The 15,443-nt window shown below is 59.0% G+C and carries 16 protein-coding genes; 3 read left to right on the forward strand and 13 right to left on the reverse strand.

Annotation, left to right across the window (positions count from 1 at the left end; genetic code table 11):
* Window positions 1–12 precede the first annotated feature (12 nt).
* The 10 genes from atpA to mnmG form a co-directional block, all read right to left on the reverse strand.
* Entirely contained in the window at window positions 13–1,554 is a 1,542-nt protein-coding gene (atpA, locus tag C8C89_RS04210; protein ID WP_071080007.1) for a F0F1 ATP synthase subunit alpha, read from the reverse strand.
* Window positions 1,555–1,632: 78 nt separating this feature from the next.
* Complete coding sequence (locus C8C89_RS04215; protein ID WP_010393786.1) at window positions 1,633–2,178, reverse strand: F0F1 ATP synthase subunit delta; 546 nt, start codon at window positions 2,176–2,178, stop codon at window positions 1,633–1,635.
* A gap of 2 nt (window positions 2,179–2,180) precedes the next feature.
* Complete coding sequence (locus tag C8C89_RS04220; RefSeq protein WP_099761157.1) at window positions 2,181–2,651, reverse strand: F0F1 ATP synthase subunit B; 471 nt, start codon at window positions 2,649–2,651, stop codon at window positions 2,181–2,183.
* Between the two features lie 43 nt (window positions 2,652–2,694).
* On the reverse strand, window positions 2,695–2,973 hold the full coding sequence (gene atpE / locus C8C89_RS04225) for a F0F1 ATP synthase subunit C (protein ID WP_071080009.1): 279 nt from the start codon (window positions 2,971–2,973) through the stop codon (window positions 2,695–2,697).
* Window positions 2,974–3,032: 59 nt separating this feature from the next.
* Entirely contained in the window at window positions 3,033–3,842 is an 810-nt protein-coding gene (atpB, locus tag C8C89_RS04230) for a F0F1 ATP synthase subunit A (RefSeq protein ID WP_071080010.1), read from the reverse strand.
* A gap of 51 nt (window positions 3,843–3,893) precedes the next feature.
* Complete coding sequence (locus C8C89_RS04235) at window positions 3,894–4,262, reverse strand: ATP synthase subunit I (RefSeq protein ID WP_101483362.1); 369 nt, start codon at window positions 4,260–4,262, stop codon at window positions 3,894–3,896.
* A gap of 270 nt (window positions 4,263–4,532) precedes the next feature.
* Complete coding sequence (locus tag C8C89_RS04240) at window positions 4,533–5,417, reverse strand: ParB/RepB/Spo0J family partition protein (RefSeq protein ID WP_101483361.1); 885 nt, start codon at window positions 5,415–5,417, stop codon at window positions 4,533–4,535.
* Window positions 5,418–5,481: 64 nt separating this feature from the next.
* Window positions 5,482–6,252, reverse strand: coding sequence for an AAA family ATPase (locus tag C8C89_RS04245; protein WP_046681849.1), 771 nt, complete (start codon window positions 6,250–6,252; stop codon window positions 5,482–5,484).
* A gap of 168 nt (window positions 6,253–6,420) precedes the next feature.
* Entirely contained in the window at window positions 6,421–7,065 is a 645-nt protein-coding gene (gene rsmG, locus C8C89_RS04250; protein ID WP_101483360.1) for a 16S rRNA (guanine(527)-N(7))-methyltransferase RsmG, read from the reverse strand.
* Window positions 7,062–8,999, reverse strand: a complete 1,938-nt coding sequence (mnmG, locus tag C8C89_RS04255) for a tRNA uridine-5-carboxymethylaminomethyl(34) synthesis enzyme MnmG (RefSeq protein ID WP_101483359.1) — start codon at window positions 8,997–8,999, stop codon at window positions 7,062–7,064. The genes rsmG and mnmG overlap by 4 nt, the downstream gene beginning before the upstream one ends.
* A gap of 317 nt (window positions 9,000–9,316) precedes the next feature.
* On the opposite strand from mnmG, the gene sugE reads away from it, so the two are divergent.
* From sugE to C8C89_RS04270, 3 genes are all read left to right on the forward strand, one after another.
* Window positions 9,317–9,637, forward strand: coding sequence for a quaternary ammonium compound efflux SMR transporter SugE (gene sugE, locus C8C89_RS04260; RefSeq protein ID WP_101483358.1), 321 nt, complete (start codon window positions 9,317–9,319; stop codon window positions 9,635–9,637).
* An 11-nt stretch (window positions 9,638–9,648) separates the two neighbouring features.
* A complete protein-coding gene (locus C8C89_RS04265; RefSeq protein ID WP_101483357.1) occupies window positions 9,649–10,008 on the forward strand; it encodes an NADH-quinone oxidoreductase subunit A in 360 nt (119 codons plus the stop codon).
* 86 nt (window positions 10,009–10,094) lie between these two features.
* Complete coding sequence (locus C8C89_RS04270; RefSeq protein ID WP_133988971.1) at window positions 10,095–11,252, forward strand: iron-containing alcohol dehydrogenase; 1,158 nt, start codon at window positions 10,095–10,097, stop codon at window positions 11,250–11,252.
* Window positions 11,253–11,309: 57 nt separating this feature from the next.
* Here the strand turns inward: C8C89_RS04270 and C8C89_RS04275 are convergent, their stop codons facing one another.
* The 3 genes from C8C89_RS04275 to C8C89_RS04285 all read right to left on the reverse strand — a co-directional run bounded on the left by C8C89_RS04275 (window position 11,310) and on the right by C8C89_RS04285 (window position 15,343).
* Window positions 11,310–13,370, reverse strand: a complete 2,061-nt coding sequence (locus C8C89_RS04275) for a 3-hydroxybutyrate oligomer hydrolase family protein (protein ID WP_133988972.1) — start codon at window positions 13,368–13,370, stop codon at window positions 11,310–11,312.
* A gap of 76 nt (window positions 13,371–13,446) precedes the next feature.
* Window positions 13,447–14,427 carry a branched-chain amino acid ABC transporter permease gene (locus C8C89_RS04280; protein ID WP_101483354.1) on the reverse strand — a complete coding sequence of 327 codons (981 nt, stop codon included), beginning with the start codon at window positions 14,425–14,427 and terminating at the stop codon, window positions 13,447–13,449.
* Between the two features lie 31 nt (window positions 14,428–14,458).
* The gene (locus C8C89_RS04285) at window positions 14,459–15,343 is read right to left on the reverse strand and encodes a branched-chain amino acid ABC transporter permease (protein ID WP_070288905.1); all 885 of its coding nucleotides are present in this window, start codon (window positions 15,341–15,343) and stop codon (window positions 14,459–14,461) included.
* Window positions 15,344–15,443: the final 100 nt, after the last annotated feature.

Genomic DNA, 15,443 nt, shown 5'->3' on the forward strand with positions numbered 1-15,443 from the left:
CCGCCTGGCCGCTTAATATGCGCCGGATTTCTTGAAATCAGCAATGGCCGCCGACAGAGTTGCTTCGCTGTCTTTGTCGAGTTGCTTGGTTTCTTCGATCTTGGCCAGCAGAGCAGCTTGCTTGGTCTTCATGTAAGCGTGGACACCAGCTTCGAACGACAGCACTTGCTTGACTGGCACGTCGTCCATGAAGCCTTTGTTCACCGAGAACAGCGATACGGCCATCAGCGAGATCGACAGTGGCGAGTACTGGGCTTGCTTGAGCAATTCCGTTACGCGGGCACCACGGTCCAGCTGCTTGCGGGTCGATTCATCCAGGTCCGAAGCGAACTGCGCAAACGCGGCCAGTTCACGGTACTGCGCCAAGTCGGTACGGATACCGCCGGACAGGTTTTTGATGACCTTGGTCTGGGCGGCGCCACCGACGCGCGATACGGAAATACCGGCGTTAATTGCAGGACGGATACCGGCGTTGAACAGCGAGGTTTCCAGGAAGATCTGACCGTCGGTAATCGAAATCACGTTGGTTGGAACGAATGCGGACACGTCGCCAGCTTGCGTTTCAATGATCGGCAGTGCCGTCAGGGAACCGGTCTTGCCTTTGACGGCGCCGTCGGTGAACTTCTCGACGTAGTCGGCGTTCACGCGTGCTGCGCGTTCCAGCAGGCGGCTGTGCAGGTAGAACACGTCGCCTGGGTACGCTTCACGACCTGGTGGACGGCGCAGCAGCAGCGAGATTTGACGGTATGCAACAGCTTGTTTGGACAGATCATCGTAGACGATCAGTGCATCTTCACCGCGGTCACGGAAGTATTCGCCCATGGCGCAACCGGAGTACGGGGAGATGTATTGCATGGCGGCCGATTCCGAAGCGGAAGCGGCGACAACGATGGTGTATTCCATCGCGCCGTGCTGTTCCAGCGAGCGCACGATGTTCTTGATCGACGAGGCTTTTTGGCCAATCGCGACGTAGATACATTTCATGCCCTGGCCTTTTTGATTGATGATCGCATCAATCGCCACAGCCGACTTGCCGGTTTGACGGTCGCCGATGATCAGTTCGCGCTGGCCGCGGCCAACTGGAACCATCGCATCGATCGACTTCAGGCCGGTTTGCATTGGTTGCGAAACGGACTCACGGGCGATAACGCCCGGAGCGATTTTTTCAATCGCGGCCGTCAGTTTCGTGTCGATGGCGCCTTTGCCGTCGATTGGCTGACCCAGCGCGTTGACAACGCGGCCGAGCAGCTCAGGACCAATTGGCACTTCCAGAATGCGGCCGGTGCATTTCACCGTGTCGCCTTCGGAGATGTGCTCGTAGGCACCCAGAATCACGGAACCGACGGAGTCGCGTTCCAGATTCATTGCCAGGCCAAACGTGTTGCCTGGGAATTCCAGCATCTCGCCTTGCATCACGTCCGACAAACCGTGGATGCGGCAGATACCGTCGGCGACGGAAATAACCGTGCCTTGATTACGCACTTCAGCGCCGCCGTCAAGACCTTGGATCCGGCTCTTGATCAACTCGCTGATTTCAGATGGGTTGAGTTGCATACTAACTCCTAAAAGTGTTTCTCTCAGCTTGCGCGAGGGGTAAGGGTCTGTCTTAGCTGGCCTGCCGAAGCGCGTGTCTTACGACACCAATGCAGCGTGCAGTTGCTGCAGCTTGGCGCGCACCGAGGTATCGAGCACTTGGTCGCCAACAACCACGCGCACGCCGCCGAGCAGCGATGGATCCACTGTGACGGCAGGGTTGAGCTTACGACTGAATTTCTTTTCCAGCGTTGCGACCAGCTCGGCCGTTTGGCCTTCGCTCAGATCGAAAGCGCTCGTGATCTCGGCGTCAGCCGCACCTTCCAGACCATTTTTCAAGGTATGGAATTGCGCGCCGATTTCCGGCAGCAGGCTGATGCGGCCATTTTCGATCAACAACGTGACGAAGTTTTTCACTTCCTCATTGAGCGGCGATTTCAACAACGACAGGATGGTGGCGGCAACGTCGCTTTCCGAAACTTTCGGATTGCGCGCGTACGCCTGTACCTCGGGGTGGCTACCGATCTGTGCCAGTTCGGACACCAGTTCGGACCACGCCGCGAGGTTGCTTGACTCCTTACCAGCTTGGGCTACGCGGAACAAAGCTTCCGCGTAGGGACGGGCGACGGTTGCGAGTTCTGCCATGATTACAGCTCGACAGCAAGACGCTGCAACATTTCGGCGTGAGCCGTAGCGTTGACTTCACGCTTCAAGATCTGCTCGGCACCCTTGACAGCCAGGTCAGCCACCTGAGCGCGCAATTGTTCGCGTGCTTTCGACAGTTGCTGTTCGGCGTCCGACTGGGCTTGCGCAATGATACGCGCAGCTTCAGCTTGTGCATTTTGCTTGATCTCTTCAGCAACCAGCTGCGCGCGCTTTTCAGCGTCCGCAACGCGTTGCGACGCTTCTTCACGTGCACTGTTCAATGCCTCTTGCGCACGCTTTTCAGCGACAGCCATCGAAGCTTGACCTTGATCGGCCGCAGCCAATCCATCCGCGATTCGTTTGGCACGCTCATCCAGCGCTGTGTTCAGCGCTGGAAATACGAACTTCATCGAGAACCAGACCAACACCGCGAAGGTGATCATCTGGCCGATGAGCGACATATTGATGTCCATACCTTTGCTCCTAACTAAAAGTTTCTCCTAGGGTTGGAGCGAATTACTGAGCAACAGCCGTCAGAGCGGACAGGAACGGGTTAGCGAACGTGTACAGCAGAGCGATACCAACGCCGATCATCGAGATAGCATCCAGCAGACCAGCGATAACGAACAGTTTGGTTTGCAGTTGTGGCATCAGTTCTGGTTGACGTGCCGAAGCTTCCAGGAATTTGCCACCCAAGATAGCGAAGCCCAGAGCGGTGCCGATTGCGGCCAGGCCGATGATGATTGCTGCTGCCAGAACGGTCATGCTTTGTACTTGTGCGATCAGAGCTTGCATAAAATTCTCCTAAATTTAAAAACGAAAGATACTAAAAAAACAAAATATAAAGTTAATGATTAATGTTTCTCAACCGCGAGGCTCAGATACACAACCGTCAACGCCATAAACACAAAAGCTTGCAAAGTTACAATCAAGATATGGAAAATTGCCCATGGACCACCCAACGCCCACTGTGCCCACCAAGGCAACAACGCGATCAAGATGAAAATCAGCTCACCGGCATACATATTGCCGAACAGTCGCAGCGACAGGGAGATCAGTTTTGCAACCAACTCAACCATTTGCAGCAAGAAATTAACTGGTGCCAACAAGATCGTGCCGATGATGCCACTTGCATGGAAAGGCGCGGTAAACAATTCCTTGATCCAGCCGCCCAGGCCCTTGGCCTTGACGGAAAACGCGATAATGCACAGAACTACCGAGAACGACATAGCAAAAGTATGGTTCACGTCGGCGGTCGGCACCACGCGCAGCTTGTGCACGCCAAACCAGCTCAACACTGTCGGCAGCAGGTCAACCGGCAAGAAGTCCATTGCGTTCAACAACCAGACCCACACGAAAATCGTGATGGCCAGCGGCGCGATGATCTTGCTTTTTGCGTGGAAGGCCCCATTAATAGTCTCATTGACCATTTCCATGATCATTTCGACGAAGTTTTGCAATTTGCCAGGAACACCGGCCGTCGCACGGCGCGAAGCCATGTAGAAAACGGCAAGGAAAACAAAGCCCATGATGGCAGACACCCAGAATGTGTCCAGGTTGAAGGCGCCATCGGCGCTTTTCAAGTGGGCCAAATGGTGGCTGATGTATTCTGTGGCGTTGGCCGGGGCAGCATGGCCCGCTTCAATAGCGTGTTCTGTGGTCATAATGAATTTAGATTTGTCGTTTCAGAGCACAACAGGCCCCAAAACCAATGATTAAACAGCGAGCAATGAAAACCAGTATGCTAAGGTTGCCACCGCGAAACCCAAGATCAGCCATAACCAGGCGGCCGACTGAAACAACACCAGTGCCAATATAAACAGCACCGCTGTAATAAATATTTTCACCATTTCCGCACGCAAGTGCGCGCGAAAAGCCTTTTTGGCGTCGCTACTACCGCGAACCACCAGCAAGGCATACGCTAGACTGCCGGCAACGGCGATCGCACCGCCGCATGCGGCTGACCAGCCTCTGACACTGCCACCGAAAAACAAGGTGAGCGTGGCAAAACTGATTACGATTGCTAGCTGCAAGGCAACTACTTTGTAGACTGGCTTGGCAATACTTTGTTGTGAATCACTCAATTGCCAAGTTCCCAGAAAAATCTACACACGCAAAGACACGGGATTATAGTTGGCTTTGTTCTATAGAGTCAAACGTTGCTGCACCGCAGCAGGGCGATTGCTGCGTGAAACTGACGCTTTACCGACTATTCGCCGCCATTTGCACCACTATATGGCAAAGTCGCTTGTCTGGCCGCTTCCAGCCGTGTTATCAAGGAATCACGTGGTGCATCTGGAAAGCATGGCCGGATTGTCCACACCCACACTTCCCATGTCTTTGCAGCTTGCTATTTAACCACGCAAGCGGGTCAACAAACCATCGAGCACGTCAAGATCGGCAAAATCGATCACTAATTGGCCACGGCCTTTGTTGCCCATCTTGAACACCACGGGCGTGGCCAGCGCATCGGACAACTCTTCTTCCAGGCGCGCGATGTCGCCGGACTTTTCCTTTTGCCGCGGTTCGACGGGGTTGGCCGCTTCTTCGGCCGTGCGCGTCACCAGCTTTTCCGTTTCGCGTACCGACAGGCGCTTGGCCACGACCTGGTTGGCCAGGTTGATCTGGCTGGCCGCATCGACCGCCAGCAAGGCACGCGCATGGCCCATGTCGATATCGCCAGCCATCAGCATGGTCTGCACGGGACTTGCCAGGTTCATCAGGCGCAACAGGTTCGACACCGCGCTGCGCGAGCGTCCCAGCGCAGTGGCCGCTTGCTCATGCGTAAAATTGAAGTCGGCGATCAGGCGGTGTATGCCTTGCGCTTCTTCCAGCGGGTTCAGGTCTTCGCGCTGGATGTTCTCGATCAGCGCCATCGCGGCGGCGGCCAGGTCGTCCACATCGCGCACCAGCACCGGTACTTCCGTCAGGCCGGCCAGCTGCGAGGCGCGGAAACGGCGCTCACCGGCAATTATTTCATATTTAACAAGTCCGCTCAGGGTGTCTTGCCCGATCGGACGCACCAGGATGGGCTGCATCAGTCCTTGCGCCTTGATCGAGGCGGCCAGTTCGTTCAGGGCCCCCTCGTCCATGCGCGTGCGCGGCTGGTACTTGCCAGCTTGCATTTGTGATACGGGCAAGCTGGAGGGTTGATGCGTGTCCGGACTGGCGAAGTCGCCGCCGCCACCCAGGAGGGCGTCGAGTCCGCGACCCAGTCCTTTTAATTTTTTCGTAGCCATGCTGTCCTAATCGTGTTTTCGGAGTAAGCGCTCACATTATTCATGGGAGTCGCTCGCCCTTTGTTTACATATGTTTGATACGTTCGACCATCTCGGCGCCGAAGGCGATATACGCCTGGGCACCTTTCGAGCTCGGGTCGAAGGTCACTCCGGGCAGGCCGTACGATGGCGCTTCGGCCAGGCGGACATTGCGCGGGATGATGGTATTGAAGACCTTGTCGCCAAAGTGCTGTTCCAGCTGGGCCGATACTTGTTGCGATAATGTCATGCGTGGATCGAACATCACGCGCAAGAGACCGATGATCTTCAGATCCGGGTTCAGGTTGGCATGCACCTTCTTGATGGTGTTGACCAGGTCGGACAAGCCTTCCAGCGCGTAGTACTCGCACTGCATCGGGATGATCACGCCATGTGCGGCGCACAGGCCGTTCAGGGTCAGCATCGATAATGCCGGCGGGCAATCAACGAGGATGAAATCGTATTCGCTGTCGACTTCGGCCAGCGCATCCTTCAGGCGGCGTTCGCGGTTGTCAAGTTCCACCATCTCGACTTCGGCACCTGCCAGTTCGCGGTTCGACGGCAAGACATCGAAGCGCCCCGCTTCCGAACGCTGGCGTGCCGTCTTGACATCGGACTCGCCCAACATGACTTCATAGGTGGACGCCTTCAAGCCGGCCTTGTTGATGCCGGCGCCCATGGTCGCATTGCCCTGCGGGTCGAGGTCGACCAGCAGCACGCGCTGGTTCAACTTGGCCAGACCGGCGGAGAGGTTGACGCTTGTTGTGGTTTTACCAACACCACCCTTTTGATTTGCTACACAAAAAATTTTGGCCATGTATCTTCTAGTTGTAAAGAGATGCAAACTTCATCGTGCGCCCCGGCATCCCGCCGAAACGATTTATACTATTTATTTCATTTATACGATATAAATCGTTTATACGGTTTATATTATTTATACCGTATAAAATGTTTATATGGTTTATACCATTTAATTCAGCGGCCTTTAAATTCTTGCTATAAAGACCAGATGACGCTCTGCATTTAGCCCTGGCACCTGGATAGGCCGTAATTGTGTCACTTGCCAGTCTGCCGGCAGTCGCTCGCGCTCGTCTGGCGGTGCCACCCCTTTCAAGGCGATGAATTGCCCGCCCTCGGCCAGCACATGGTTCGACCAGTTGACGAAGTCGGACAGGTCGGCAAAGGCGCGCGAGGTAATCACGTCGAATTTCTGCTGCACTTCCAGCTGCTCCACACGCTTCGTGTACACGGTGACGTTGCTCAAGCCCAGTTCGGCCTTCACCTGCGTCAAAAATGCCGTCTTTTTATGCACGGTGTCGATCATCGACACTTGGATATCGGGCCGCGCGATGGCCAGTACCATGCCCGGCAAGCCGCCGCCGGCGCCCACGTCGAGTACATTTTTTGCATGAGCGAACGCCGGCACGGCCGCCAGCGAATCGAGTACGTGCAAGGTCAGCATCTGCAGCGGATCGCGCACCGACGTCAGGTTGTACACGCTATTCCATTTGGCCAGCAAGGCCAGGTAATCGAGCAGTTTTTCCGTCTGATCCGCGCTCAGGTCCAGCTCCAGCGCGGCGATGCCTTCATTCAAAATGGGGGCCAGTGCGGCCCGGTCAAACTGCTTCATTCAACAACCTCATCCTTTAAAGTGGTGGTCTGCGCGGCACCGAAGCCGCGCTTTTTCAAATGCACCAGCAGCAGCGAAATCGCCGCCGGCGTCACGCCGGAAATACGCGATGCCTGGCCCAGGGTTTCAGGGCGCTGCTTGTCGAGTTTTTGCCGCACTTCGACCGACAGCGCGCCGATATCGAGGTAGTTGAAACCGGCCGGCAGGGCCAGGTTTTCATAGTGTTCGTGTCGCTCGATTTCCTTGCTCTGGCGCTCGATGTAGCCCGCGTATTTGAGCTGGATTTCCACCTGTTCGCGCACGGCGGGGTCTTCCACGCCGGGGCCGGCCAGGGCCTGACCTTCCATGCCCGTCATGCTCATCAGGGTATCGTAGGCCACGTTCGGGCGGCACAGCAGGTCCGCCAGCGAGTATTCGCGCTCGATGGCTTGGCCGACGATACGTTCCGATTCGGCGGCCGCCAGGATGCGCGGATTGACCCAAGTGGAACGCAGGCGCTGCAGTTCCAGCGCCACCGCTTCGCGCTTCGTTTCGAAGGCTTGCCATTGGGCGTCGCCCACGCAGCCCAAAGTACGGCCGATTTCCGTCAGGCGCATGTCGGCATTGTCTTCGCGCAGGCTCAGGCGGTACTCCGCGCGGCTGGTGAACATGCGGTACGGTTCCTGCACGCCCTGGGTGATCAGATCGTCGACCAGCACGCCCAGATACGCCTCGGAGCGGCCCGGTACCCAGGCTTCCTTGTCCTGCGTCAGCAAGGCCGCATTCAGGCCCGCCAGCATGCCTTGCGCGGCCGCTTCTTCGTAGCCGGTGGTGCCGTTGATCTGGCCGGCAAAGAACAGGCCAGCCACGGCCTTCGTTTCCAGCGAGGCCTTCAAGCCGCGCGGGTCGAAGTAATCGTATTCGATGGCATAGCCGGGACGCAGGATGTGGGCGTTTTCCATGCCCTTCATCGATTGCACCAGGGCGATCTGTACGTCGAACGGCAGGCTCGTGGAGATGCCATTCGGATAGAACTCATGCGTCGTCAAACCTTCCGGCTCGAGGAAGATCTGGTGCGATTCCTTGCCCGAGAAACGGTGGATCTTGTCTTCGATGGAAGGGCAATACCGGGGACCCACGCCCTCGATGACGCCCGTGTACATGGGGCTGCGATCCAGGCCGGCACGGATGATGTCGTGCGTCTGGCTATTCGTATGCGTGACCCAGCACGGCACTTGGCGCGGGTGCATGGCCGTGTTGCCCATGACGGAAAAGACGGGTACGGGATCGAGGTCGCCCGGCTGTTCCTGCATGACGGAAAAGTCGATTGTGCGGCCATCGATGCGCGGCGGCGTGCCCGTTTTCAAACGACCCTGCGGCAGTTTCAGCTCTTTTAACCGAGCCGAAAGCGAAATGGCAGGCGGGTCGCCGGCGCGGCCGGCCGAGTAGTTATTCAAGCCCACGTGGATCTTGCCATCGAGGAAGGTACCGGCCGTGAGCACCACGGCACGGGCCAGAAACTTCAAGCCGATCTGCGTCACGGCGCCGACGACCCGGTCGCCTTCGACGATCAAATCATCGACGGCTTGCTGGAACAGCCATAAATTAGGCTGATTTTCCAGGCGCGTGCGGATGGCGGCTTTGTAGAGAAGACGATCAGCCTGAGCGCGCGTGGCGCGTACTGCCGGGCCTTTCGACGAGTTCAGGATGCGGAACTGGATGCCGGATTCGTCGGTGGCAATCGCCATCGCGCCGCCCATGGCATCGACCTCCTTGACCAGGTGGCCCTTGCCGATGCCACCGATGGAGGGATTGCACGACATCTGGCCCAATGTCTCAATATTATGCGTGAGCAATAGCGTCTTCTGCCCCATGCGGGCGGAAGCGAGGGCCGCCTCTGTACCGGCGTGACCACCACCGACAACGATGACGTCGAATTCTGTAGGAAATAACATGATAAATAGGTAACAGTGCAAGTAAAAATGCGGGAAGAGAGCTCCGATTATAGAGTCTTTTTGCTAGCGCAACCTTCGTCGGGCCAATTTTTGCTTAATTTTTACTCAGCACGGGCGAGTAAACGGCGATTTCTGTTTCACGTGGAACACTCAACAAGCTCCAGGATGGGGCTGCAGTGTCCTGCAATGTTTGCTACAATTGCCGCATCGTCCGCAACCGTAGTCACGCCAGTGGCCATCGGGACGATCATCCAGGAGGACGGCCTCCCCCATCATGGGCACACACCGGGACGGCCCGCTCTGTATAAGGAGCCGCCATGGCCTGGATACTTTTACTCATTGCCGGCATGCTTGAAGTTGTGTGGGCATACTCGATGAAACTCTCCGAGAGTTTCACCAAACTGACTCCCTCCGTGATTACCGTGGTCATGATGATCGCCAGCTTCGGCTTGCTGTCGATTGCCATGCGCACCCTCCCCTTGGGCACGGCTTACACCATCTGGACCGGCATCGGCGCCGTCGGCGCCTTCATCGTCGGTATCGTGTTTCTGGGCGAGCAAATCAGCACCATGCGCGTGTGCGCCGCCGTCCTCATCGTGTGCGGCATCGTGCTGATGAAGCTGTCTTCCAGCCACTGAGAGGAACCCCCATGCTCCTCGAAAACTATTTTCCCGTCCTCCTGTTCATTCTGATAGGCATCCTGGTCGGCATCGTGCCCATGCTGCTGGGACGCGTGCTGGGTCCGCACAAGCCCGATCCGCACAAGCTGTCGCCGTACGAATGCGGCTTCGAAGCGTTCGGCGATGCGCGCATGAAGTTCGACATCCGCTTCTACCTGGTCGCCATCCTCTTCATCCTGTTCGATATCGAGGTGATCTTCCTGATGCCGTGGGCGGCCAACGTGAACGAACTCGGCTTGCCCGGCTTCTGGGCTGTCATGGGTTTTTTGAGCGTACTGGCCATCGGCCTGGCGTATGAATGGAAACGCGGCGCGCTGGAATGGGAATAGCCCGCGGCGTCTGGTTCCACGTGAAACATGCGCAGGGCGGAAAAGCGGAGTAAGCTTGGCTTCTGTCCTTGTTGTCAGGAGTCTGCATGCCCGCCTTCCAGTTCCGCACCGTGCCGCATCTGATCATTGAAGCGGGCGCCGCCGCCCAACTGGGCGCCCATATTGCCCATCAATTCCCCACAGTGCGCCGTGCCCTGCTCGTCACCGATGCAGGTTTTCTGCGCACGGGACTCGCCGATGCTCCGCTGCATAGCTTGCGAACGGCGGGTATCGACGTGCGTGTCTTTTCCGAGGTGCAAGCCGATCCGCCCGAAGCGATCGTGCTGGCCGGCGTCGCCCAGGCCCGGATGTTTCACGTGGAACTGATTATCGGTCTCGGTGGCGGCAGCTCGCTGGATGTGGCCAAGCTGGTGGCTGTACTGGCTCCCGGCCACCATGATTTGGCGCAACTGTATGGCATCGGCAATGTCAACGGCCAGCGCCTGCCCCTGGTGCAATTGCCGACCACGGCCGGCACGGGCTCGGAAGTGACGCAGATCGCCATCGTCACCACGGGTGCCACCAGCAAGATGGGCGTGGTCGCGCCGCAACTGTATGCAGACCTGGCCATCCTCGACGCCAGCCTGACCCTGGGCTTGCCACCCGCCGTGACAGCCGCCACCGGCATCGATGCCATGGTGCACGCCATCGAAGCGTACACCAGCCGCCTGCTGAAAAATCCATTGTCCGATATGCTGGCCATGCAGGCGCTGTCACTGCTGTCCGGCAATCTGCTCACGGCCTGCCGCGATGGCAGCAACTTGCCGGCGCGCGAGGCCATGTTGCTCGGCGCCATGCTGGCCGGCCAGGCGTTTGCCAATGCCCCCGTGGCGGCCGTGCACGCGCTCGCTTATCCCATTGGCGGCATGTTCCACGTGCCACATGGCCTGTCGAATGCGCTGGTGTTGCCACACGTGCTGCGCTTCAATCTGTCCCACGCGGCGCCCCTGTATGCGCAACTGGCGGCCGTCGTGCAACCCGGCATCACGGGCAGCGAGGAAGCGCGCGCCGTGGCCCTGATCGACGCCATGCATGACATCGCCCTGGCGACAGGGATCGCGCGCACCCTGCGCGAGGTGGGCATCGCGGCCAGCGACCTGGATCGCCTGGCCGACGAGGCCATGCTACAGACGCGCTTGCTAGGCAACAATCCTCGGCCCGTCACGCGTCTTGATGCCCGCGCCATCTATGCGGCCGCGCTGTAAGCGCTCAAAAAAAAGCCACGTACTCGACGTGGCTCTCGGGCGATATGCAAACTGACGCTAGTTGGGCACATCCACTACCGTGCCCGTCACGCTGATCGCATTGCCAGCCGCAGGCGTTGCCGCTATCGCCGGCACGTTGACATTCGTGATCAAGGTCGACGCATCGGTACGCGTCACTGTGCGCACCACCTGCGAGGGCGGCAAGGCTTGCTTGGCAGACAAATGCGCATACATTGCGTCGAGTGCCCGGTTCAGGTACACATGCAAGGGCACGATCAGGGTCGGCAAGGCGCTGCTGAAGGAATCGAAGTGGTTGGCGTTGGTCACCTCGATATAGCGCAGTTTGCTATTCGTCCCTTCCACCGCTGCGTTCAATCCCAGGTAGGCGCGCGAGGCATGATTGACGGGAATCAGAGTATCGCTGCGTCCCTGCACGATGATGGCCGGTTTGGCTTGCAGTTTTCCGCTGGCCGCTACCTCGGCCATGCCCGCCCGCACGCGCACGCTCTGCCCGTCCAGGGTGCCCTGCAAGTTGGCGCCGCTGACGGCATCCTTGCCCGTCGCCAGGCTGCGCAGACACAGGAAGCCATCGAGCGACTGGTCCGCCAGACCGGTCGAGGGTGACACGCCGGCCGTGTAGCCCTTGGCGCCGCCCACGCTGTTCTCGTACACGACACTGCCAAGGATGCCGTTTTGCGCCGCAAAGCTGGCCGCCTTTTGCGCCGAAGTGAAAGCGACCGGATTGCCGCTGCCATCCGTCTGCGCAAACGTGAAACCGCACACCTTGTCCGTCACGGAAAATTTCCCATAGGCATAGGCATACGTGACGGCCACCAGGATATTCGTGCCCGCGTGCGCGGCTTGCAGCGGATCGGAGTCAAGCAACCAGCCATACGCGCGCAAGCGCTGCTTCGCATCCGCCTGCTGCGCCGCCAGGTCGGCGCCATTCAATAAGCCCTTGGCGACCAGCGCCGTGCAGCGTCCCGCATTGCCGGCCACGGAAGCGATGCACGGCTGGTACAGCGCCGCATAGGTGGCGTAGTCGTATAGCGCGCGGCCCGGATTGGCCAACTGCACCCCGCCCTGCCGCACGCTGTAGGCACTCGATGCCGCAGGCTGGACCTGCGGCTCGCTGGCGGCCACGCCACTGATCAAGCCCTTGCTATCCTGCTCCGCCGCCAGCAAGGCCGAGCCGGCACCGTTGGAAATGCTCGACGCGATCGTGATGGTGTTCTTCGGCGTCAGCCGCACGATGCGCGAACTGCCGTCGCGGGCCAGCATGCCATAGCGCTCGTTCAAGACGTAATACGCCATCTCGACCGCCTGCAAGGTCACCTTGCCCCAATCCTTCTCCGGGTTCTGCTGCGAGTGCGCATGCTTGAAGGCGATACGGTTCGGATAAGCGGCGGCCCAGGCCAGCCGGTCCGCGTCGTTCAAGTCGGGCACGAAGAGCGCGCTCTTGCCGGCAGCCACCCTGCCCGCGCGCACGCCGTTCTGCAGATTGACGCTGTCGTCTTCAAACACATACAGCCCTGTGCCGGAACCCTTGTCCGCATATGCCACGGCGCAGCCCTTCTTCAGGCCCCATTCGCCCGAGCTGCCGATGGCGCCGTAGATGCCGCGCGAGCCACTCGACGTGCCCGTGACAATGCAGGCATGCTCGGGATCGAAGCTGGCCGGCACCTGCACCATCAAGGTGACATTCTTCTTGCCCGTGCCGTCATCCGCATAGGCAATGTATTCACTGCCAGCTACCAGGCCCTCGCCCGTGCCCACGTTCCCCGACGCATCGACGTTCGGTCCGTACAGGGTGCCATAGCCGCTGTTGGCGGCAATGTCGAGCACGGCACGGTAATTGGCGTAGATTGCATTGCGGCGCAGTTCTGCCGGCGTCGGCTGCTCCGCATTCGCATACGCGGGCGCGACGCCCGCCAGCCCCGTCTTGCCCAGGCCGGCCGTGAGTAAATCATTGGTCTTGCCGTCGTAGTCGGCGCGCGCGATCGTGCCCAGATAACTGGGTATCTGATTCAGTTCTTCCGGTGCATGGTTGCTGCCGCAGGCTGCCAACGCCAGCAGGGTGCACAGGCCGCTCCCCGTGCGCGTGATCGTCATTTGCATGGTGGTTCTCTCCGTTGAGGTAACAGTGGACGCACAATGAAAAACGCCGGACTATCCGTCCGGCGTTGCTTGAAAATCAGACAGCGGCCTTGGCGGCCCTGCCGCCGAAGCGCGCGATGGCTTCGCCGACAATGCCGCGCCGGAACAGCAGCACGCAGATGACGAAAATCACGCCAGTGACCATGCCCACCGATTCGCCCAAGGTGCCGAACCATTCGATGCCCGTGTGCGTGGCCAGATAGGTACCGACATCGCCCAGCTTGTTTTCCAGGGCGATGATCAGCACGGCGCCGAGGATGGGGCCCGCCATCGTGCCCATGCCGCCCACCAGTGTCATCAACACGACCAGGCCAGACATGCCCCAGTACACATCGGTAAGGGTTTCAAAGCCCAGCACCAGGGTCTTGGTGGCGCCGGCCAGGGCGGCCAGCGAAGCGGACAGCACGATGGCCATCAGCTTGTACTTGTTGACGTCGTAGCCCAGCGAGATGGCGCGCGGTTCGTTTTCCTTGATGGCCTTGAGCACTTGGCCGAACGGCGAGTGGATGGTGCGCACGATCAGGGCGAAGCCGGCGATGAAGATGGCCAGCACCACGTAGTACAGCACCGTGTCATTGCCCAGGTCTATCATGCCCAGCAAGGTTCCACGTGGAACACCCTGCAAGCCATCCTCGCCGCCCGTGAACGGCAGACGCAAGGCAAGGAAGTACACCATCTGCGCCAGCGCCAGGGTAATCATCGTAAAGTAGATACCTTGGCGGCGGATCGCCAGGCCGCCGATCACCAGGCCCAGCAAGGCACCCGTGGCGACGCCGGCCAGCAGACCCAATTCCGTTGGCCAGCCCCAGGTGCGCAGCGCGTAGCCGGTGACATAGCCGGCGCCGCCAAAGAAGGCCGCATGGCCAAACGACAGCAAGCCCGTGTAGCCGATCAGCAAGTTAAAGGCACAGGCAAACAGGGCAAAGCACAGCAACTTCATCAGGAAGACGGGATAGCCGTAAAACGGGGCCGCCAACGCCAGCAGCAAGGCAATGGCGTAGCCTACATTCTTATTCATCGTGGTAGCTCCAATACATGACTGATGAGGATTACTTTTCTTTGCCGAACAGGCCGGCGGGACGCAGCAGCAGCACGATGACCATCACCACGAAAACCACGGTGGCCGAGCCTTCCGGGTAGAACACGCGGGTCAGGCCCTCGATCACGCCCAGGCCCAAGCCCGTCAGGATGGAGCCCATGATGGAACCCATGCCGCCGATCACCACTACGGCAAACACGACGATGATCAGGTTCGAGCCCATCAGCGGCGAAACCTGAATGATGGGCGCGGCCAGCACACCGGCGAAACCGGCCAGCGCCACGCCGAAGCCAAACGTCAACGTCACCATCAGCGGCACGTTGATGCCGAACGCTTCCACCAGTTTCGGGTTTTCCGTGCCGGCCCGCAGATAGGCGCCCAGCTTGGTTTTTTCGATGACGAACCAGGTGGCGAGGCACACGGAGAGCGAGGCGATCACCACCCAGGCGCGGTAGTTCGGCAAAATCATGAAGCCCAGGTCCGTCGCGCCGGCCAGCGCTTCCGGCACGGCATACGGCTGGCCCGAAACGCCATAGAAGGAGCGGAACACGCCTTCCATGATCAGGGTGATGCCGAAGGTCAACAGCAAGCCATACAGGTGGTCGAGTTTATACAACCAGCGCAGCATGGTCTTTTCGATCAGGATGCCGACCAGGCCAACGAGGATAGGGGCGATGACCAGCATGGCCCAGTAATTGATGTCGAAATAGCTGAGGCCCATCCAGGCCAGGAAGGCGCCCATCATATACATGGCGCCGTGCGAGAAATTAATGACATTGAGCAAGCCGAAGATGACGGCCAGACCGAGGGACAACATGGCATAGAACGAGCCGTTGACGAGACCCAGCAGCAGCTGGCTCATCATCGCTTGTAATGGAACGCCGAAAATTTCCATGGCATCACAGTATAAAAAGCACCGCCGGGTAGCGGTGTGGTATCAAGGGAAACACGCCACCGCAGACCAGACTGGTGCGGCGGCGCAAGGCGAACCCTGC

Source organism: Janthinobacterium sp. 75, from assembly GCF_004365495.1.
Classification (GTDB): Bacteria; Pseudomonadota; Gammaproteobacteria; order Burkholderiales; family Burkholderiaceae_D; genus Janthinobacterium.